The 20,236-nt window shown below is 36.7% G+C and carries 16 protein-coding genes; 6 read left to right on the forward strand and 10 right to left on the reverse strand.

Annotated elements, in window-relative coordinates; genetic code table 11:
• Positions 1-4: 4 nt before the first annotated feature.
• Both ACFSQ0_RS03435 and ribB read left to right on the forward strand, forming a co-directional pair.
• Positions 5-1,513: an LptF/LptG family permease gene (locus tag ACFSQ0_RS03435; protein WP_379044145.1), complete on the forward strand. Its 1,509-nt coding sequence runs from the start codon at positions 5-7 to the stop codon at positions 1,511-1,513.
• Positions 1,514-1,532: 19 nt separating this feature from the next.
• Positions 1,533-2,675, forward strand: coding sequence for a 3,4-dihydroxy-2-butanone-4-phosphate synthase (gene ribB / locus ACFSQ0_RS03440; RefSeq protein ID WP_379044148.1), 1,143 nt, complete (start codon positions 1,533-1,535; stop codon positions 2,673-2,675).
• A 69-nt stretch (positions 2,676-2,744) separates the two neighbouring features.
• Here ribB and ACFSQ0_RS03445 read toward each other — a convergent pair whose 3' ends face one another.
• The gene (locus tag ACFSQ0_RS03445; RefSeq protein WP_379044151.1) at positions 2,745-3,374 is read right to left on the reverse strand and encodes an NAD(P)H-dependent oxidoreductase; all 630 of its coding nucleotides are present in this window, start codon (positions 3,372-3,374) and stop codon (positions 2,745-2,747) included.
• A gap of 176 nt (positions 3,375-3,550) precedes the next feature.
• On the opposite strand from ACFSQ0_RS03445, the gene ACFSQ0_RS03450 reads away from it, so the two are divergent.
• Positions 3,551-5,497 carry an endonuclease gene (locus tag ACFSQ0_RS03450; protein ID WP_379044154.1) on the forward strand — a complete coding sequence of 649 codons (1,947 nt, stop codon included), beginning with the start codon at positions 3,551-3,553 and terminating at the stop codon, positions 5,495-5,497.
• A 9-nt stretch (positions 5,498-5,506) separates the two neighbouring features.
• On the opposite strand, the gene ACFSQ0_RS03455 is transcribed toward ACFSQ0_RS03450, so the two are convergent.
• A complete protein-coding gene (locus ACFSQ0_RS03455; RefSeq protein WP_379044157.1) occupies positions 5,507-6,097 on the reverse strand; it encodes a pseudouridine synthase in 591 nt (196 codons plus the stop codon).
• Positions 6,097-7,620 (reverse strand): helicase HerA-like domain-containing protein, encoded by a 1,524-nt coding sequence (locus tag ACFSQ0_RS03460; RefSeq protein ID WP_379044160.1) that lies wholly within the window; start codon positions 7,618-7,620, stop codon positions 6,097-6,099. The genes ACFSQ0_RS03455 and ACFSQ0_RS03460 overlap by 1 nt, the downstream gene beginning before the upstream one ends.
• Positions 7,621-7,747: 127 nt before the next feature.
• Here ACFSQ0_RS03460 and ACFSQ0_RS03465 point away from each other — a divergent pair, with 127 nt between their 5' ends.
• The gene (locus ACFSQ0_RS03465; protein ID WP_379044163.1) at positions 7,748-8,596 is read left to right on the forward strand and encodes a DUF2911 domain-containing protein; all 849 of its coding nucleotides are present in this window, start codon (positions 7,748-7,750) and stop codon (positions 8,594-8,596) included.
• 45 nt (positions 8,597-8,641) lie between these two features.
• On the opposite strand, the gene ACFSQ0_RS03470 is transcribed toward ACFSQ0_RS03465, so the two are convergent.
• Positions 8,642-10,318, reverse strand: a complete 1,677-nt coding sequence (locus ACFSQ0_RS03470) for a sodium:solute symporter (RefSeq protein WP_379044166.1) — start codon at positions 10,316-10,318, stop codon at positions 8,642-8,644.
• A gap of 98 nt (positions 10,319-10,416) precedes the next feature.
• Positions 10,417-12,921, reverse strand: coding sequence for a PIG-L family deacetylase (locus ACFSQ0_RS03475; RefSeq protein WP_379044169.1), 2,505 nt, complete (start codon positions 12,919-12,921; stop codon positions 10,417-10,419).
• A gap of 51 nt (positions 12,922-12,972) precedes the next feature.
• Between ACFSQ0_RS03475 and ACFSQ0_RS03480 the strand changes: the two genes are divergently transcribed.
• The gene (locus ACFSQ0_RS03480; RefSeq protein ID WP_379044172.1) at positions 12,973-13,470 is read left to right on the forward strand and encodes a GTP-binding protein; all 498 of its coding nucleotides are present in this window, start codon (positions 12,973-12,975) and stop codon (positions 13,468-13,470) included.
• Here the strand turns inward: ACFSQ0_RS03480 and ACFSQ0_RS03485 are convergent.
• From ACFSQ0_RS03485 to ACFSQ0_RS03505, 5 genes are all read right to left on the reverse strand, one after another.
• Entirely contained in the window at positions 13,467-14,015 is a 549-nt protein-coding gene (locus tag ACFSQ0_RS03485) for a mechanosensitive ion channel domain-containing protein (RefSeq protein ID WP_379044175.1), read from the reverse strand. The two genes, ACFSQ0_RS03480 and ACFSQ0_RS03485, sit on opposite strands and share 4 nt — an antisense overlap.
• Before the next feature lie 71 nt (positions 14,016-14,086).
• On the reverse strand, positions 14,087-14,677 hold the full coding sequence (locus tag ACFSQ0_RS03490; RefSeq protein ID WP_379044178.1) for a Maf family nucleotide pyrophosphatase: 591 nt from the start codon (positions 14,675-14,677) through the stop codon (positions 14,087-14,089).
• Positions 14,677-15,606, reverse strand: coding sequence for a geranylgeranylglycerol-phosphate geranylgeranyltransferase (locus ACFSQ0_RS03495; RefSeq protein ID WP_379044181.1), 930 nt, complete (start codon positions 15,604-15,606; stop codon positions 14,677-14,679). The genes ACFSQ0_RS03490 and ACFSQ0_RS03495 overlap by 1 nt, the downstream gene beginning before the upstream one ends.
• A 1-nt stretch (position 15,607) precedes the next feature.
• Positions 15,608-16,114 carry a KdsC family phosphatase gene (locus ACFSQ0_RS03500; RefSeq protein WP_379044184.1) on the reverse strand — a complete coding sequence of 169 codons (507 nt, stop codon included), beginning with the start codon at positions 16,112-16,114 and terminating at the stop codon, positions 15,608-15,610.
• Positions 16,111-16,860, reverse strand: a complete 750-nt coding sequence (locus ACFSQ0_RS03505) for a Rossmann-like and DUF2520 domain-containing protein (protein WP_379044187.1) — start codon at positions 16,858-16,860, stop codon at positions 16,111-16,113. Before ACFSQ0_RS03505 ends, ACFSQ0_RS03500 begins: the two co-directional genes overlap by 4 nt.
• 127 nt (positions 16,861-16,987) lie before the next feature.
• Here ACFSQ0_RS03505 and ccsA point away from each other — a divergent pair, with 127 nt between their 5' ends.
• Positions 16,988-20,227: a cytochrome c biogenesis protein CcsA gene (gene ccsA, locus ACFSQ0_RS03510; RefSeq protein ID WP_379044190.1), complete on the forward strand. Its 3,240-nt coding sequence runs from the start codon at positions 16,988-16,990 to the stop codon at positions 20,225-20,227.
• Positions 20,228-20,236 lie beyond the last annotated feature (9 nt).

A 20,236-nucleotide genomic window follows, 5' to 3' on the forward strand; every position in this document is an offset into this window, starting at 1 on the left:
TTTCTTGAAAATTCTAGATCGGTATATTTTTACCAGTTTTGTACAAACCTTTTTTGCGGTTTTTGTAGTCTTGATGTTTATTTTTGTGCTACAAGGTATTTGGCTACATATATCAGAACTGGCGGGTAAAGACCTAGACTATTTTGTAATTGGCAGGTTTTTGTTTTACATTATGCCTAAAGTAATACCGCTGGTCTTGCCGTTAACTATTTTGGTTACTTCTATAATGACCTTTGGTAGTTTTGCCGAGAATTATGAGTTTGCTGCTATGAAATCATCGGGCATTTCGCTGCAAAGGGCAATGCGTAGTTTGATTTATTTTATTGGTTTACTGAGTATTATTGCTTTTTTCTTTGCAAACAATGTAATTCCTTGGGCCGAATTTAAGTCGATTAACCTGCGAAAAAATATATCTAAGCTTAAGCCCGCAATGGCTATTGTTGAGGGGGCTTTTAATGATATTGGAGATGTCAATATTAAGGTTACCGAAAAATCTGGCGATAACGATCAATATTTACGAGATGTAATAATCCACAAAAAAAATCAAAAAAACAGGGGTAACTTTACCGTAATAAAAGCCAAAAGAGGAGAACTAGCCAGTAGTGAAGATTCAGACTTTTTGTCGCTGATATTGTTTGAAGGTAACTATTATGATGAAATTCAACCTAACGACTTTAAAGAGCGGCAACGCAAACCCTTTGTAAAAAGTTATTTTGATACTTATACCATTAATATCGATTTATCAAATTTTAACGATGTTGATTTAAACGAAGAGAAATACAATTACAGCTACAAGATGCTAGACAGTCAGGAACTTCGAGTGGCTTTAGATTCGCTTTCGGCGGATTATAATCAAGAGAAAATAAATTTTAATACCAACATCATAAACCGAAGTGGTGTACAGGCATATAGCGATAATTTTGGGGTAAGAAAAACAACCGCCAGTACTTTAAAAAATACCAAAGGTCTAGAAGTAAAGCAAACCGATACCTTGTCTTATCAAATTGATAGTTTAGAAGATCTATATGCGAGTTATAATCCCACCGAAACTCAACAAATTTTAAATATCGCAATAGGTACTGCACGTGGTTCATTGTCTAGTATTAAAGGGAAGAAAAATATTCTAAGACGCAAGTCAACCCGCATCAATAAAACCGAAATCCAATTGCATAGTAAATTTGCCTTGGCCGTTTCGTGTTTTATTTTGTTTTTTGTAGGTGCACCATTAGGAGCCATTATCCGTAAAGGTGGACTTGGGTTACCTATGGTAGTGGCAATTTTATTGTTTTTAACTTATCATTTTATTGGTATTTTTGCTACCAATAGTGCCGAGAACGGAGCTATTAGTCCGTTTTTAGCCAGTTGGTTATCTACATTTATAATGATGCCTTTGAGCATTTATTTGACTTATCGAGCGACTACAGACCAAGGATTTATAAATACAGATGCTATTGTTTTACCAATTAAGCGCCTATCGGCAAAGTTAGGTCTTACGCGTAAACCAAAGAAATAGTAAATTTGAAAAAAAAGCTATGACTAAAGAAAATAAAAAGAAAATTCAACTCGATACCATTCCCGAAGCTATTGAAGCTATTAAGCAGGGTAAAATGGTTATTGTAGTAGATGATGAAGACCGTGAAAACGAAGGCGATTTTATCGCTGCTGCCGAAGCCGTAACCCCAGAGATGATAAATTTTATGGCAAAACACGGTCGCGGACTTATTTGTGCGCCGCTAACAGAAGATCGCTGTGATGAGCTTAATCTTGAAATGATGGTGAGTAATAATACCGTATTGCACCATACCCAATTTACCGTATCTGTAGATTTGATAGGGCATGGTTGTACTACTGGTATTTCTGTTCACGATAGAGCAAAAACCATTAAAGCCTTAGTCGATGAAAAAACCCAACCTCATGAGTTAGGAAGGCCCGGCCATATTTTTCCTTTAAAAGCAAAAAATGGGGGAGTATTAAGAAGAACGGGACATACAGAAGCTGCGGTTGATTTGGCACGTCTAGCCGGATTTAAATCGGCTGGAATCTTGGTAGAAATTTTAAACGAAGATGGTACCATGGCTCGCTTACCTCAATTGGTAGAGGTGGCGAAAAAATTTGATTTAAAACTTATCTCTATCGAAGATTTGGTAGCATACCGTATGCGTCATGATTCGCTTATTGAGAAAAAAGAAGATTTTACTATCAATACTCGCTTTGGAACGTACCGCCTAAGGGCATATAAACAAACCACTAACGATCAAGTTCATTTAGCGTTAACCAAAGGAGACTGGCAAGAAGACGAACCGGTATTAGTACGAGTAAATTCGACCCTAGTGAATAATGATATATTAGGCACACTTACCAATAACGCCGATGAGAAACTTGATGATATGTTTAAAGCAATAGAAAAAGCACAATCGGGAGTAATTGTATTCATCAATCAAGAGCAGTCTACGCTGAATTTGTTGCATCGTTTAGAAGAACTCAAAGAACAGCAGCAGCGAGGTATTATGAAAGCACCTAAACTAGAAATGGATCATAAAGATTTTGGTATTGGAGCGCAAATTCTACACGATTTAGGTATACATAAAATCAAATTACTCTCAAATACCGAGCAAACCAAAAGAGTTGGAATTATTGGTTATGGTTTAGAAATAACCGAATATGTAAACTATTAGTCGATTTTATTCAAATAACAAAAAAAGCTTGTCGAACAAGACAAGCTTTTTTTAAATGATTGCTATAACTTACAGCTCGATAATTGTTTCTTCGAGTGGTTTTCTCACTTTGGCCATCTGAGAAAAAGCATCATCATCGGCGCGGTAACCAATGGGTAAAAGCAATTTGGGTTTTAAATCATAGTCTTTTAACGAAAGTACTTCGCTTAGTATTTCTGGATTAAAACCTTCCATTGGGCACGAATCAATTGACTCAATGGCACACACCGTAAGTAAATTACCTAGCGCTAAATATACCTGGTTAGTAGCCCAACGCTCTATCTTTTCTGTAGTTGATTTCTTAAAATCGTCTACTAAAAAGTCTTGAAATGGTTTTAAGACGGCATCAGGAGTTTGTCGTATGCTTTTTACCAAATCAAAATAATTGCGTACAAATTGCTCATCTATGGTTCCAGGTATACCTAAAATCAAAATATGCGACGCCGTATTTACTTGTTTTTGATTAAAACACGCCGGCATCATTTTTTCTTGCAAATCCTTATTTTTTACAATGAGCATCTTTACTGGTTGCAAACCATAGGAGGTTGCCGTTAGGTTAAAAGCATTCTTAAGTAAGTTTATTTTATCGTCTTTCACCTGCTTTTCGGTATCAAATTTCTTAGTTGCATACCGCCAATTCAAGCTTGATAATACGTTCATAAGTTCTAATTTTCAAATAAGGCTAAATTACAAAGATAAAGGCAATCAAGAAACCTTTGGTGATTTATAAAATCTATAGGGCTATTAAAACATTAATTAAACTAAAAATCTAGATTAAGTCTGTTTATTCAGCGTTTTTAGTTGAAAAGTGGCTTACCTTTGTAAAAATTATAAATATGCGCAATTTAATATTTGGTATTTCTCTATTACTTTTTTCTCCTTGGGTTAACGCTCAATTGGTAATTAATGAGCTAGATTGTGATACCCCCAGTATAGATGACCAGGAGTTTGTAGAGTTAAAGTCGAATACGCCTAATTTTGATTTAACCGGTTTTGTTTTGGTCTTCTTTAATGGGTCTACCTCTGGAGGAAATACAAGTTATCTCACGCTAGATTTAAGCGGCTATACGACCGATGTAAATGGCATTTTATTAATAGGAAGCAGTACAGTGTCACCCGTTCCTCAGTACATTATTGCACCCAATCTAATACAGAATGGAGCAGACGCAGTGGCTATTTACCAAGCCGCTCCCACCGATTTTCCCGACGGGACTCTAGCTACAACTACCAATTTGATAGACGCTTTGGTGTATGGCACAAGCGACCCAACGGCCACCAGTTTGCTTAATCTGTTGGGCGAAACTACGCAAATAGATGAAAATACAAATGGCAATAAAGACAACGAATCCATTCAGTTAAACAATCAAGGTGGTTATGATGTTAAAACACCTACACCGAGACAACTGAATGATGGCAGTGGCATTCTACTCAACGGAATACAAATGAGTTTTAATAAAACTGAATTTCAAGAAGGAGAAAGCATTCAAATACAATTTACTACAGAACAAAATGTTGCGCAAACTACTAGTTTTAGTATACAATTAGATCAAGGGGGATTTTCAAGTGCCGATTTCACAGGGAATATCCAGCTTAACATACCGGCAGGGAGCAATACCACCAGCACAACTTTACAGATAATAGATGACAATTTAGATGAAGGCGATGAAATTGCTCGTGTACGCTTTGTAAATTTACCTCCTGAGTTGTTGGCATTAAATAATTTTATCGATTTGCGTATTATCGATAATGATTTCAGCATATCTCCTTGGGGAACTCCTTTAAATCCGACTTATAATACGGTAAGTAGTACCGCTCCTTCGGGATATTATTCAAGTATCGATCAACTGGCAGGAAATTCACTAAGAGACGCTTTGCAGGCGATTGTTGCCGACCCTAACCTGGTACGAGCGCATACCTATAGCGATGTGATTGATATTTTAAAACAAGCCGATGAAAATCCTGAAAATAACAATCAAATTTGGCAAGTGTATACCGAGAGTGTAAAACAAAAAATAGATTTTCAGACGAGCTCTATCAATACGGGTACCTGGAATAGAGAACATACTTTTCCTCGCTCAAGAGGCGGATTTTTTAGCATAGAAGAAGATGAAACAGCCGATGGTATATCGGTGTATTGGGCAACCAACGCCGATTCTTTACGTCACGCCAACTCTGATGCACACGGACTGCGAGCAGTAGATGGCCCTGAAAACTCTGCACGTGGGAATAAACATTACGGGCAGTATACTGGACCCGCCAATAACCAAGGGAGTTTTAAAGGTGATGTGGCTAGAAGTGTTTTCTTTTTGGCGTTGCGCTACAATGGTTTATCTATTGTTTCTGGCTACAGCCAAATTACGGGTGAATTAGGTGATTTAGACATCTTATTGAATTGGCATAGAAACGATCCGCCCGATGATTTTGAGATGAATCGAAATAATATCATCTATACTTGGCAAAAAAACAGAAATCCGTTTATAGATCATCCCGATTTAATTGAGTACATATGGGGTAATAAGCAGGGGCAAACTTGGAACAACCCGTTATCAAATACCAAAGTCTCTAATTCGGTTTTACAGATTTATCCTAACCCAGCACACAAAACACTTTTTATAAAAGGTTTAAAACAGCGCAGCGAATTTACACTATACTCCAGCTTAGGTAGGCTTGTTCAACAAGGAAATACTCAAGGAGAAATAAAACTTGATTTACCAAGTGGCATATATTTCCTGCAACTAGAAAGTATTGATAAAAGCTTAAGATTTAAAATTGTAGTGCAATAAATTATCTACTTAACGCGAAGCAAATTCCGCTTCAAGCGAAGAAGTGATTTCTTGCACCTCACCGGCATTCATCTGCTCTAATTTGGTACTTCCTACCCGTACTCTTACGAGGCGCAAAGTGGGAAAACCAACGGCAGCCGTCATTTTTTTTACCTGTCTAAACTTTCCTTCATTAATACAAATTGACACCCAGCTTGTTGGGCCGTGGCGTTCATCTCTTATTTTTTTTGCACGAGGTGGAAAATTTGGTGTCTGCTCCAATTTACATGCTTTACAAGGTAAGGTATCGTACGGCTTTCCCTGAATACTAATACGCACGCCGTTTTTAAGTTGCTCTAGTGCCGTGGGGGTAATGAGGCCATCAACCTGAACATAGTATTCTTTCTCTACGTTTTTAGACAAAACAGCAAAACTCATTTTACCATCGGTTGTTAATAAGAGTAAGCCTTCAGAATCTAAATCTAAACGACCAATCGCCATGGTATTTTCTGGGAAATCAAAGAGTTCTCCTAGCATCTTTTTCTTTTTAGCTTTAGGCTGATTGGTGATAAACTGACTTAAATAACCGTAGGGTTTATATAACTTAAAATGTCGATGCATTATTTAAAAGCTTTATTGAGTATACTCATTACCCCACGAATAAAGGTGGCGCTTGTTAGCACTTTTAATACTGCTTTTGTAGTAGCCGATTCACCGATTTTTCGAGTTTGTTTTTTAGCCACTTCTTTGCGTTGCTCTTGTGCTTTTTCAAGTTGTTCTTGTTGGCTTGCTTTTTCTATCTTTTTATTTAAAATCTCATATGCACTTTCTCGATTAATTGACTGGTTGTATTTGGTCACCAGGCTAGAGCTTTTTACCAAGTGTTCAATTTCATTATCTTGTAATACATCCATTCGGCTCATAGGGGCACGTAACATAGTAGCCGCTAGGGGAGTGGGTTTACCCTTTTCATCGAGTGCACTAATAAAAGCTTCACCTATTCCCAATTGTGTAAGGGTCTCTTCGGTTTTGTAAAAAGAAGAAATAGGGTAATTCTCTGCCGTTAATTTAATGGCTTTACGATCACGTGCCGTAAAGGCACGCAAAGCATGTTGAACCTTAAGCCCTAGTTGACTTAAAATTTCTTTGGGTACATCGGTTGGGTTTTGGGTTACAAAAAACACACCTACTCCTTTAGAACGGATGAGTTTAATGATGCTCTCAATTTGCCCCATTAAGGCATCGCTAGCTTCTTTAAAAACCAGATGCGCCTCATCGATAAAAATGGCCAATTTAGGTTTGTCTGCATCACCTTGTTCGGGAAAAGTAGAATATACTTCGGCTAAAAGACTTAGCATGAAAGTTGAAAACAATGCCGGTTTATCTTGTATGTCGGTAAGTCGTATTATGTTGATATAAGCTTCTCCTTTACTGTTAAAGCGCATTAAGTCATTTACATCAAAAGAAGGTTCGCCAAAGAAAAGATCAGCTCCCTGTTGCTCTAGGGCAACAATTTTTCTAAGCATGGCACCTGTTGATGCTTTAGAAACACTACCATAAATTTCTTCAAATTCGGTTTTTCCTTCTTCGGTAATAAAGCGAAGCATTTTTTTAAGGTCTTCTAAATCCAGCAATGGCATTTTATGGTCATCACAATATTTAAAAATAATAGCCAAAATACCCGTTTGGGTATCGCTAAGGTTTAAAATGCGAGACAATAAAACCGGTCCGAATTCGCTAACCGTCGCACGTAACTTAACACCCTTTTCACCCGATAGTGATAATAATTCTACAGGAGAGGATTTTGGGGTAAAAGGGTAGTCGATTTGTTCGTGACGTCCTTTTAATTTATCGGCTATAGACGAAGCTTGTGCCAAACCACTAAGGTCACCTTTTAAGTCCATTAGCAAAACCGGAATCCCTTTTTGACTCATGTTTTCAGCCAAAATTTGTAAGGTTTTTGTTTTTCCAGTACCCGTGGCACCGGCAATTAATCCATGTCTGTTAAGGGTTTTAAGAGGTATTTTAACCACAGCATCGGCTATGGGTTTTTCATTTAGCATACCGGCACCTAAAAAAATTGAATCTCCTTTGCAGTTATATCCTCCTTGTATTTCTTGTATAAAGTTAGCTTCGTTGTTCATTGTAGTAGTGAATTGTAGAGCGAGTATACTAAATTTTAAGATAATTTTGATAAGATATCATTAAAAAATAAGCAAAAAAAAGCACTGATTTGAGTATTATTGTAGTTATAACTAAAAAATAAAAAAGATGAAAAAATTATTTTTACTTGTAACCGCTATTTTGCTTAGTTTTCAAGGTCATGCCCAGTTACAAACCCCTCAGCCAAGTCCAAAGAGCAGTATAAAGCAAAATGTAGGTTTAACCGAATTTAATATTGAGTACTCTAGACCCTCCATGCGCGATAGAGAGGTATTTGGAAATTTAGTGCCTTACGGTAAGATGTGGCGAGCTGGAGCTAATCAAAATACGGTCATTAGCTTTAACACCATGGTCAACTTTAACGGTACCGAATTAAAACCGGGTAGTTACGCTATCTATGTAACTCCACATAAAAAATATTGGGAAATCTATCTGTACAACGATACCAGTAATTGGGGGTTACCACAAAATTGGGATGAGAGCAAGGTGGTGGCAAGCTTAAAAGCCGAAACACACAAAACAGCCAACACACAAGAAACTTTTACAATTTACTTTAGCGACTTGCACAATGATGGAGGAAACTTGGTGATGCATTGGGAAAACACAATGGTAAAATTACCTGTGCAACTTCCTACCCAAGAATTAACCATGAAAAACATAGAGAAGACCTTAAACGGACCTACGGCTAATGATTATTATGCAGCTGCGAATTACTATTACGAGTCGGGTAATGATATCAAACAAGCTCTTACTTGGATTGGTAAATCTGTAGAAATGCAAAAAGGAAAAGCTCCTTTTTGGGTTTTACGCAAGAAATCTTTAATTGAAGCCAAAGCGGGCCTTAAAGAGCAAGCTATCGAATCAGCCAAAGCTTCTTTAGCGGGTGCTAGAAAAGCAGGTAATGCCGATTATATAAAGATGAATACCGATTCTTTAAAAGAATGGGGAGCTATGTAAGGATAAGCCTTCCTAAAATAATAAAAACAAACTAAGTTAAAGAACTTAGTTTGTTTTTTGTTTTATGGTGGTTTGTAAAAGAATGGCCAATCCTACTACTAGCGCCGCTCCAAATAGGTTGAGCCATAGGTAGGGCATCCAATCGAAGTACCAACCAATCAACACTATAATTTGGGTTACGATGGCAGCAATGAAGGTTGCTTTACTCTGCACATATTTCACGAAGAAAGCCAATAGAAATATTCCCAATACGTTTCCATAAAAAATAGATCCGATAATATTGACCAATTGAATTAAGTTATCAAACAAATCGGCTGTGCAAGCTACACTTATAGCAAAAATCCCCCAAAAAAATGTAAATAATTTTGAGGCTAGGAGGTAATGCTTATCGCTTTTCTCTGTTTTTATGTTGCGTTTGTATAAGTCGATTACCGTGGTAGAGGCCAAAGCATTTAGCTCAGATGCCGTAGAAGACATGGCAGCCGATAAAATAACGGCCAGTAGCAGGCCAATTAAGCCTTTGGGGAGGTTATGAAGAATAAAATGTATGAAAACATAATCTTTATCGTTGGTTTGTAATTTTTCGTCACTAGCTTTTATTAAAGCATTAGCACGTTGGCGTATGTCTTTTTCCTCGCTAAGCAATTCATTAAAAACCAATTTATTCTGACCAAAATGCTTTTCATCCTGCGAAAGGGCAAGGGCTACTTGGGCTTTTTCTTGTTCTATAGCTTTTAGCTCTGCTTTTAACTGATTATATTGTGGACCTTGACTTGATTGCAATACCGCTTCTTCGGCAGCTGGATTAAAATTTAAAGGGGTAGGGTTGAATTGATAGAACACAAAAACAAAAACACCTACCAACAAAATGAAAAACTGCATAGGTACTTTTAAAAACCCATTAAAAATAAGTCCCATTTGACTCTGTTTTACAGAATTAGCCGTTAGGTAGCGTTGTACTTGGCTTTGATCTGTCCCAAAATAGGATAGTGCCAAGAAGGTTCCACCAATAAGGCCCGACCATAAGGTGTAACGATTTTCAAAATCAAAAGAAAAGTCGAGCACCTCAAGTTTCCCAGCAGCTCCAGCAATATCTAGGGCTTGTGTAAACCCGATGGGGTTCGGTAAGTAATCTATCAGTAAAAAGAAAGCAGTGAACATACCAATAAAAATCACTCCCATTTGTTGTTTTTGGGTTACCGAAACCGCTTTGGTTCCACCAGAAACTGTATATATAATTACCAAAATACCAATAATGATGTTAAGGGTATATAAATCCCAACCCATTACAGCAGACAATACGATAGATGGTGCATAAATGGTGATACCTGCAGCCAGACTGCGCTGAATTAAAAACAGCCCCGCTGTGAGGCTACGTGTTTTTAAATCGAATCTACTTTCTAAAAATTCATACGCGGTATACACCTTTAAACGATGGTAAAGTGGAACAAAAATCATACTTATAATTACCATGGCAAGGGGTAAACCCAAATAAAACTGCACAAAACCCATCCCGCTGTGAAAAGCTTGACCAGGAGTAGACAAAAAGGTAATGGCACTAGCTTGTGTTGCCATAACCGAAAGGCCTACCGTCCACCAGCGAGCTTGATTTCCTCCCTTTAGATAATCATTTACATTTTTACTGCCTCTGGTTTTAAAATAACCAAAAAGTACGATAAAAGCTAAGGTACCTACCAGTACGGTTATATCTAATGGATGCATACTAACTTAAAGATTTCATAAAAACATAAAATAAAATTACGTATAGCAAATTGGCAAGCAGCAATAGACTATATTTTTGTTTCCAAACATATTTAGGTTTAGTTTTCTTCATTTTCTAAGGCAATTAAATTAGCTAATAATCTGTAGGCACCGGGCACTCCAGCAGGCAGTTCTCTAAATAAACTCAAACCGGTATAAATATAATAGCCCTTACCATAAGGTGCTACCAATAAAGCACCCTGTGTTTGCGACTCGTTGGGGTCTCCCATACTAAGAATTGGCGTAAAACGATCAGACCAAGTATTGGGGAAGTATAATCCGCGTTCTTGTACCCAGTTGTCAAAATCACTTTTTTCTAAGACATTGGGGGTATTTAAAACCGGATGGTTTTTATCGATAAAAGTTACTTTGGCATTTTCATCGGTTACTCGATCTCTACTTAATTGCAGCGGATAAGGTGCTAATTCCTCGGTCACTAATCCGCGGCTAGTGTTGTATTGCACAATTAAGTTACCACCGTTTTTTACATAATCAAATAACCAATAATTTTTAAATTTTAATTCGGGTAAAACATTAAATGCTCTAATCCCCAATAAAATAGCATCATATTGCTCAAGTTTTTGCGCGCTTGTAAGCTGATCTAAATGCAACAGATCAACCTTATAATTCATCACTTTTAAAGCTTCGGGTACGGCATCGCCAGCACCAACAATATAGGCTATTTTTTCAGCTTTTGTTTTTAAATCTAAACGATTAAGTTTCAATTCGGCTGGTTCTAATAAGACTTGTTTAGGAATATGCGGATAATCGATAAACGAAACCGTGTAGGGGTAATTTTTATTTTGGTGCTTAAATGATATCTTTAATTGCGCTTGCGCGGAATGCTTTGGCGGAAATATGCGTAGTTTCACGGTTTTGATTTCACCCTTTTCTTTAAAATGAAGAATTTTATTTTCGCTGGTATATTTCCAGTTCTCTGGTAAATCAAGAGTAAGTTCGCCAGCTATATCTTTGCGAAAAGCCTTCAATTCAACTTGTATGTCCTTAGGTGTATTTTCGGCAAAAATAAGCTGTTTATTAGGTAAGCCTATACTAATAGGCGGCACAATATAAAAAGATTCAAAAACTTCGCCTGCAATTGGATCATTGTATTTATAAAGTACAGGAACTTTGTATTGAATTGTCTCCTGTTTAATTTTAAATTGATAAGTCACTTCAAAAGCTGCATTTGATTCGGGTAAACCGATTAAAGAGTCATTCGGAACTTTATACAATCCAAGGGATGGCTTTTTATTTAGCCAATAAGGGTTACTATAGGCCGTTTTTGCGGGTATTATGGCGCTTACCGTAGTATGGAAGGGTTGATTGGTGCTTAGTTGATGATTTAAGGTTTGATTTACCCCCAAACCTTTAATCCAAAACTTTTCAAGGGTAAGAGGAGAACCGCTTCGTTGTGTAACCTCTAGTCGTAAATTAAGTTTGTCTTGTGGTGTAGCCAACGCCTTTTGGGTTACATTCTCTAAATATAGCCCTGCACAAGCGGCAATGATATTATCTAAAGCTTTTAATTTTATATCTTTCCAATGTTTGTTTTTTACCGTTTTAATTTTTTTTCTCAGGTCTATTAAGGCTTCAATACTATTTTCGGGGGCGGTGAAATCATAATTTCGAATGATTTTATTGAGTTGGTTTTGAACCGACTTTCCGTTTTCTAAACTTAACCAATGTGTATTTATACCTTCGAAAATATCATTTGATTGTAAGGGCTTACCATAAACCAGTTCGAGGTATTCGGGTTGCTGACCCCGAATAGGTGTGTTTCCAAATCCTTGAGATTTGTGCTGACTTCGGCTTTGTGATGCAATCTCTGTATTAGATTTCCCTGTGATGGGTGAATATAATCCTTTATCAAGTTTAATCATATTCGATTTGTCAGCTGCATCAAATTTTTCTTGACTTCCATAAAACCACCAGGAGGTATTAAAAAATACACGTTTTACCTGCCAAGTTGGAAAATTAAAACTAGATTTTAATTTATAGTGTGGGTCTGCAGCTTTTTCTACGGCTTCTAAACTCAAAATTGCCGAGGCCGTATGGTGACCGTGGGTGGTGCCTGATGTTCGGTGATCAAAACGATTGATAATAATATCGGGTTTAAACCTTCTAATAGCTAACACCACATCGTGTAAAATTTCGGGTTTATTCCAAAAAGAAAAAGTTTCTTCGGGTGTTTTTGAATAACCAAAATCATTTGCCCTTGAGAAAAACTGCTGTCCGCCATCAATGGAACGCGCAGCAATTAATTCTTGGGTACGAATTAAGCCTAATTTTTCTCGGAGTTCAGGACCAATCAAGTTTTGCCCACCGTCACCTCGAGTGAGGGAGAGGTATGCCGTTTGCATTTTTCTATGATTAGCAAAATAACTTATTAAAGCGGTATTTTCATCATCGGGATGCGCTGCGATGTATAAAACACTGCCTAATACGTTAAGTTGTTGTATTTTTTGATATATTTCGGCAGAATTTAAAGCAGATTGGTATTGTGCAAAGCTTTTACTTAGCAATAGTAAAAAGATATATAAACAAAGGCTGCTTTGTTTCATAGCGTTTTTTTGCTCGAATATACTATTTTTTCGCTTTTATTACAGAAGCCTATGGAGTTAAACAACCAAATAGTTTTACGGCCTCGATTTAAAGAGACGGTAAAATTACCGCTGGAGGAGGTGGTTAAACGATTTGTTGATCAAAAAACTAAGCAATCTCGGTATAAAATCGTGTATTTTGACGAGCACATTTTTATTAAATTACCTAGAAAAGAACAGCATTTTTGGTCACCACAACTGCATTTAGAACTCAATAAAGACGAAGAAAAAACCTCAATTCACGGTTTTTTTGGTCCTAATCCTTCGGTATGGACACTTTTTATGTTTACTCATCTTATACTGGCTACCGCTTTTTTGGGTTTAATAGTATGGACTTACACCCAATACAATCTAGGTAACTCTTATTTTTGGCAGGTTTTTTTAATGATACTCATCGTATTCTTTTGGGTGGTTTTATATTTTGGTGGGCGTTTAGGGCGAATGAAGGGAAGACCCGATATGGAAGCTATGTTTCAATTTTACCAAAAAACCTTGGGTGTTGCCGCTTAATCCACAAAATCGGAATTGTTTTTATCGAGTAAGGCGTCTTTCTGGATGAGCGAAACCGGTTTTTGTAAAATCAAGTTATTTGGATACGTAATCAATTCGCCGTTCTCGAGTCTTAGGTAAAGATGAAAAGCTTTTATATCTTCAATAATTGCGGGTTCAGCAATAAAATCTTTATCATGAATTTTGATGCGATCACCAATACGGTAAGGGAACGAGAAAAACATAATTATACCCGAAGTGATATTGCTTAAAATAGACCAAATGGCAAAAAGCGCAATACCGATAACTGCAAAAATAGACGAGAACAACAACGAAATCTCTTGGATCTTAACACCCCAAGCAACCATCAATAAGAAGATGGCTAAAAAAACAATAAACACATTGATATAGCGAATAATAAGTCTAAAACGAGCCTGATGGATCGCCTCTTTTTGATAAATTTTATGCGTAGCCTTGTTGAATAAGTACTTTAATATTCCTAAAAAGATAAGAATACCAAGGGTTATAAAAAGCTCTCTTTGGTAGGTGTTAAAATAGTTGTGCATGCCGTTAATTATTTAATCAAAGGTATTGCATTCTGTTCAAGTACAAAATAGAATTAATACTTCGCTAACAATTAAAATTGCAACAAGTTTTTATAAAGTAAATGTATAGGTAAACCTAAAACAGTATAATAAGAGCCTTCTATACCTGTAATACCTATTTGTCCTATCCATTCTTGAATACCGTATGCTCCCGCTTTGTCAAAAGGTTTAAAAGTATTCACGTAAAATTCAATTTCTACGGACGTAAGCGATTTAAAATTTACCTGCGTCATGGCAGAAAAACAGCATGATTTTTGGTTTGATTTAAGAAAAACAGAAGAAATAACTTGATGTTTACGACCCGAAAGTAATTCTAACATTTTGATAGCCTCTTCTTTATCTTTGGGTTTTCCTAATATTAACTGATCGATGGCTACTACAGTATCTCCAGTAATTAGGATCTCTGAATCTTTTAAATGGTCAAAAGCATTTGCTTTTAATTTTGCTAAGTATTCTGCAGCCTCTTTTGGTGGGAGATGATCTGGAAATAGCTCTTCTACGGGTTTTAATTCAATCCGGTAAGGTAGACCTAAATCGGTTAAAAGCGCTTGTCGGCGTGGTGATCCCGAGGCCAATATTATTTGCCTATCTTTTAGTTTTTGTTGTAAACTTAAATTAGCCATTAGCTGCTGTGTATAAATCCGTAAAGTAACAAAGATAAAACGCCCAAGCTCATAGTTATTTTGAGCAGTAAACTAAGTTGTCTAAAATCCTTTTTTGAGTTGGCAGAAGGAACCTTTACTACAAAAAGTAAAAGCGGCAAGACCAGACCAATAAGGCTGTAGGTTAAAACAAGTGTATTTTCATAAAAATAAGTTAGCACATAATATACCAAACCAACTACTGCTAGACATCCCAATGCAAACAATATTATATTGGTTCGTTGTTTGCCCAATACCAAAGGTAAAGTTTTAAACTTCATTTTATGATCACCTGCTATGTCTTCTTGGTCTTTTACGATTTCTCTGATTAAATTAACAACAAACGCAAAGACTGCGTAATCTGTTAATATAGAGAAGAAAAATTTTTGTAAACTTTGGTTTTGAGGAGTTATAGCCGGCATTAAATCAAAAATAGCTGGTAAAATAAAGACCAGCGCTACCAGGGCGCTTATTAAGATATTGCCAATTAACAAATACGATTTTAACGTAGTGGCATATAAGTAAAGCAAGCCCGAACTACCAATAAATAGCATGGTAAATATGGGCTTGCCAATAAGATTAGCTAAATAAAATCCTAGCAGGATCCCGAGAACATTAAAAAGCAGAAACCAATTGAATGCAGTCTTCTCAGAGATTAAACGCCCCACGATTACGCGTTTGGGTTTATTTACTTTATCGGCAACAACATCTTGTATATCATTAATTATATTACCGGCCGCAGCTATAAATACGCTCGAAGCGATTAATAAGCTATACCCAAACCAATTTAGCGTAATAGCTACAGGGTATGCTTCTATAGAAAATAAGCTGAACTTAATGATAAATAAACACGAGGCAATTAGCAATAAATTGGGCCAACGAATGAGGTTGAAAAAAGCTTTAATTGGCATGTTAGTCAATTTTAATCCATTTGTTTTGTACTTTCATTACCTGTTCAATTAAGTCGCGTACGCATCCTTGGCCGCCATTTTTATGAGAAATATATTTTGCAATGGATTTTACCTCGGGTACTGCATCTTGTGGGCAAGTTGGTAAGCCTACGCGTTGCATAGGAGATACATCGGGTATGTCGTCGCCCATATAAGCCATTTGATTTAAGTTCAGTTTATATTCTTTTGCTAATTGTTCTAACACCTCTACTTTATTCTCAATTCCTAGATAAACTTGTTTTATGCCCAAACCATTTAGCCTTTTCTTAACTGCCTCATTTTTACCACCAGAAATTATACAAACTTGATAACCGGCATCTATTGCTCTCTTTAATGCATAACCGTCTTTTATATTCATGCTCCTTAGCAATTCACCGTCGTGAGCAATATGTACAGTACCATTGGTAAGTACGCCATCTACGTCTAAAATAAAGGCTTGAATATGATTTAAAATTTCTTTGTAGTTCATAATTTATGCGTGTTTTGAATGGCCCGTGAAAGCAGGCTATAAATTTCTTTTTCTTCTGGTGTGCTTAAAAGTTTTAAGTGTCTTTGCATGGTTTGAGTATCTTGTCTAAGAGCAGGTCCGGTTTGTGCTTCTATAGCAGGCGTAGTTTTAATCTTTGTCGCTGTTTCTTGAATTAATGGATGCAATATTTCGAAATCTAAATTATTCGCCTGGCAAATTTTTTGAGCCATAGCATACATTTGATTCGTGAAATTATTGGCAAAAACAGCCGCTAGATGCAAATATTTACGTTGCTCTGTTGTTACGCTATAAACCTGGGTGCTTATTTTTTTTGCCAGATTTTCAATGGTATCAAAAGTTTGACGGTTATCAGCTTCTATACATAGTGGTACTTGATTAAAGTCGATTTCTTTTTGACTAAAACTTTGCAGCGGATAGAATACAGCATTATTTTGCCCGTGCTTTTGCAACCCTAAGCTACCCGATGTATGTGCGATGGTAGGAAAAATAGAGGCAATACTAGAAATAAGTGGAGCAATGGCATCGTCTTTTACCGCTATTAAGGCTAAATCGGCACTTTTTAAATCGCTAATTTCAGAAGTGGTAGGAGCAATAGATTCAAAAGCCTTTAGTTTTGTTTTTGTTCGGTTGTAAATCTGCGTGATTTTTACGCTATTTGTGTGCGATAAAACCCTAACAAGTTGACTCCCAACTCTTCCCGTTCCTATGATGCAAATTTCAAGCATGGGGCTAAAATATTAAAAGTTTCTTGCATTAAAAAATTAAAATAATGCCTACAATAAGTTATGAAAAAAGCAGTAAAAATAACTTTAAAGGTGGTAAATTTGCAGTGTTTATAAAAAAATGACTGCTATGCAAAATAAACTGGCCAAAATTCTTTTTTCTACACGTACAATGGCCTTCCTCTTTATCGCATTTTCTGTAGCCATGGCTGTAGGTACTTTTGTTGAAAATTCATATTCTACTGCTACAGCTCGAGCTTGGATTTACAACGCTTGGTGGTTTGAAGCTATGATGCTGATTTTTGCCTTGAATTTTATCGGTAATATTAAGCGTTATCGCTTGCTACGAAAAGAAAAATTAAATACGCTACTGCTACACCTCTCTTTTATTTTGATAATAATTGGAGCCGGGGTAACAAGGTATATTGGTTATGAAGGTGTAATGCCCATTCGTGAAGGCGAGACAAGTAATATAATGTTATCTGAAAAAACCTATCTTTCTGTCTTAGTAGATGGTGAGGTGGAAGGAGAACATCTTAGACGAACCGTTAATTTACCTTTGACTTTAGCCCCGAAGGTAGATAATAAGCAAACATTGAGTACCGATTTTAAAGGTCAGCATATTGAGTTTGCAGTGACAGATTTCATTCACGGTGCCGAAGAAGGGCTCATTGAGGATGAAAATGGTAAGAATTACTTAAAAATAGTTGAAGCTGGAGGTGGCGATCGACACGATCATTATTTAGAAGAGGGCGAAATTACCTCAATTCATAATGTACTTTTTACGTTGAATAAGCCTACCGACGGAGCCATTAACATCATTATCAATGATCAACAACAAAGCATCTCAACTCCTTTTGAGGGGACTTATATGCGTATGGCCGACCAGAAGCAAGGAAAAGTTGTAGTAGATTCTGTACAGCCGCTTATGATGCGTTCATTATACCAGATGGCGGGAATGCAGTTTGTATTTCCAGATCCCATGGTAAAAGGAAAGTATGATGTTAAAGCCTCAGAAAAAAGAGTAGATAACCAACAAGATGGTGTGGTTTTAAATGTAAGTACCCAAGGTGAAACCAAAGAGATTAAGTTATTAGGGGGTAAGGGTTACCTGAACGATTATAAAAAACTAGAAATTGGTGATTTAGAGGTTTATTTGCGTTACGGAAGCAAAGAATATCAGTTGCCTTTTTCGCTTAAGCTGAATGATTTTATTGCTGAAAAACATCCGGGTACTGAGGATAATCCAACTCCTAGTTATGCTTCTTTTAAAAGTAAGGTAGAAGTGATAGGTGAGGACGAAAGATTTGATTATGATATTTATATGAACCATGTGCTCGACTATGAAGGGTATCGCTTTTTCCAAGCTTCATTTAATCCAGATGAAAAAGGTACCATCTTGTCAGTGAACCATGATTGGTGGGGAACTTGGATTACCTATATCGGTTACTTCCTGCTTTATTTAGCCATGATGATTTTATTGTTTGAACCAGGATCTCGTTTTGGAGAGTTAACTAAAAGATTAGAGAAGTTAAAAGCCAAAAAGGCTAAAATAACCATAATCGCTTTGCTATTTGGTTTAACCTCATGGGCACAAGAAAATCATACGCACCACGAGGCAGATTTAGATAGTATAGCACAAGCAGCTGCTGAGGCTACACCGCCCAACGAAGAGCATAGCCATATGGATATGTTAGAAGCTATGATGCCTAAAAAGCGAATTGACTCTATCTTAAAAGCTACACAAGTTTCTAAAGAGCACGCAGATAAATTCGGGCATTTAGTAATTCAGGATGCGGGTGGTAGGATGAAACCTGTAAACACTTTTTCTTCAGAATTGCTTAGGAAACTCAGTAAAAGCAACAATTATGAAGGTCTAAATCCAGATCAAGTGTTTTTCTCCATGACCGAGAACCCAGCTTTATGGTATAATGTTCCTCTAATAGCCATAAAAGCCAAAAACGATAGCTTGCATCACGTAATAGGAATAGAAGAAGGCGCCTCTCATGTACGTTTAGCACAATTTTTTGATGCAAGAGGTAACTATAAATTAGCTCCTTTTTTAGAAGAAGCCTATCGCGCTAGCGTTAAAAACCAATTTCAAAAAGATTACATCGCTGCCGATGAAAAAGTAAACTTATTATATAGTGCCTTAGAAGGTAGAATATTACGTATTTTTCCGATACCCAATGCAGAAAATAATAAATGGGTTTCTTACCCAGAGGCTATTAAAGGTGAAGGCATGTTTACTGGGGTAGATAGCTTGTATGTTACCAATATATTGCCCCTTTATATGCAAACCATTCAAGTGGCTAAGAAAACCAAAGATTACTCCAAAGCTAATGAAGTTTTAGAGAGTTTAGTAGGGTTTCAGAAAAAATACGGATCAGAGGTATTACCCTCTGAAAATAAAATTAAAGCCGAGGTGCTTTATAATAAATATGATGTTTTTAGGAACTTGTTCTGGATGTATATGATTGCAGGTATGGCGATGTTCCTATTTGTGGTAATTGCAATTTTCAAAAAGCATAAGGCTTTACCAGTACTCATAACCGTATCAAAAGTTGTAATTGTTTTATTGTTTTTGCTTCATACCGCTGGCTTAATAGCTCGTTGGTACGTTTCGGGCCATGCTCCGTGGTCTGATGCTTATGAGAGTATAATTTATGTAGCTTGGGCAACCATGTTTTTTGGCTTGGCTTGGGGCCGAAAGAGCGATTTAACTACCGCTTCAACGACTTTTGTTACTGCAATGATTTTAATGGTCGCCCATTTAAACTGGTTAGATCCAAGTATAGCTAATTTGCAACCAGTTTTAGATTCATATTGGTTGATGATTCACGTGGCAGTAATTGTTGCTAGTTACGGTCCATTTACCTTGGGAATGATTTTAGGTTTGGTAGCACTCTTGCTTATGATTTTTACCAACGATAAGAACCGCAAGAAATTAGGTATTAATATAGAAGAAATAACGATTATTAATGAGTTAGCATTAACCGTAGGATTAGTATTATTGACCATAGGTAACTTTTTAGGTGGTCAATGGGCCAATGAAAGCTGGGGAAGATATTGGGGTTGGGACCCTAAAGAGACTTGGGCTTTGATAAGTATTATGGTTTACGCCTTTGTAATACATATGCGCTTGGTTCCTGGTTTGCGCGGTAGATTTATATTTAACTGGGTGGCTATACTCGCGTTCGGTTCTATTTTAATGACTTATTTTGGTGTTAATTTTTATCTTACAGGATTACATTCTTATGCTTCCGGAGATCAAATCATTAGTTATCAATTTATAATTGGTACTTTCGTGGCTTGGCTCATTTTGGGTCATTTTGCTTATCGAAAATATAAGAAGTTCTATAAAAAATAATATCAAAAG

This window comes from Mesonia sediminis (assembly GCF_042684705.1).
Taxonomy (GTDB): domain Bacteria; phylum Bacteroidota; class Bacteroidia; order Flavobacteriales; family Flavobacteriaceae; genus Mesonia; species Mesonia sediminis.